Raw genomic sequence first — 920 nt, 5'->3', positions numbered from 1 at the left:
CATGCCCCACGGCGCACAGAAGCTGTTCGGCTGGTTCGGCGGCTACGGGCTGTCCGGCACCGGTGCCTACTTCGGCGACACCCTCGGCATGGAGCCGGGCGTCCTGTTCGCGCTGCTGGCGGGACTGGTGGAGTTCTTCGGCGGCCTTGCCCTGGTGCTGGGCGTGCTGACGCGCCCTGCCGCCCTGGCCGTCGCCGTTTTGCTGGCGGTCGCGCTCAGCGTCCACCTGCCCAACGGCTTCTTCTGGACCAATGGCGGCGTGGAGTACCCGCTCATGTGGCTCGCACTGGCCATCGCCATCGCACTGCGCGGCGGCGGCGCCTACTCCGTGGACAAGCGCTTGGGCATGCGCTTCTAAGCTGCCCCAGGAGGTACCGGAATGACGACGCAAGCTCTGCCGACATTGTTCGTCCCGCACGGTGCCGGCCCGTGCTTCTTCATGGACTGGGAGCCCGCCGACACCTGGGCCCGGATGGAGCGTTGGTTGCGCTCTGTTCCCGAGCTGGTCGGTGCCCGGCCGAAGGCCGTGCTGGTGGTCTCAGGACACTGGGAGGCGCCGGAGTTGACCCTGAACGCCCAGGAGCAACCGCCGCTGCTGTATGACTACAGCGGGTTTCCACCTCACACGTATCAACTGCGTTATCCGGCCCCTGGATCCTCCGAGCTGGCGGCTCGGGTCCAGGCGCTGCTGCAGGCGTCCGGCCAAGGTGCCGAGCTCGATCATGATCGCGGCCTGGATCACGGGGTATTCATCCCGCTGAAGCTCATCTATCCGAACGCGGACGTGCCCGTCGTGCAACTGTCCCTGAAGCGGGACCTGGACCCGGCCTACCACCTGGCCGCCGGGCGGGCGCTGACATCGCTGCGGCGCGAGGGCGTGCTCATCGTCGGCACCGGCATGAGCTACCACAACATGCGGC

General features: G+C 68.0%; 2 protein-coding genes. Both read left to right on the top strand.

Going from position 1 to position 920, the window contains the following annotated elements:
• A partial coding sequence (locus QWY84_RS11085; RefSeq protein WP_290202720.1) for a DoxX family protein occupies window positions 1-358 on the top strand: 358 nt, incomplete at its 5' end.
• Window positions 359-379: 21 nt separating this feature from the next.
• The coding region (locus tag QWY84_RS11080; RefSeq protein ID WP_290202719.1) for a DODA-type extradiol aromatic ring-opening family dioxygenase at window positions 380-920 on the top strand (541 nt) is incomplete at its 3' end.

Source organism: Aquisalimonas lutea (genome assembly GCF_030409225.1).
Taxonomy (GTDB): domain Bacteria; phylum Pseudomonadota; class Gammaproteobacteria; order Nitrococcales; family Aquisalimonadaceae; genus Aquisalimonas; species Aquisalimonas lutea.
The sequence above is the reverse complement of the archived record's forward strand: the minus strand, read 5'-3'. Positions and strand labels throughout refer to the sequence as shown.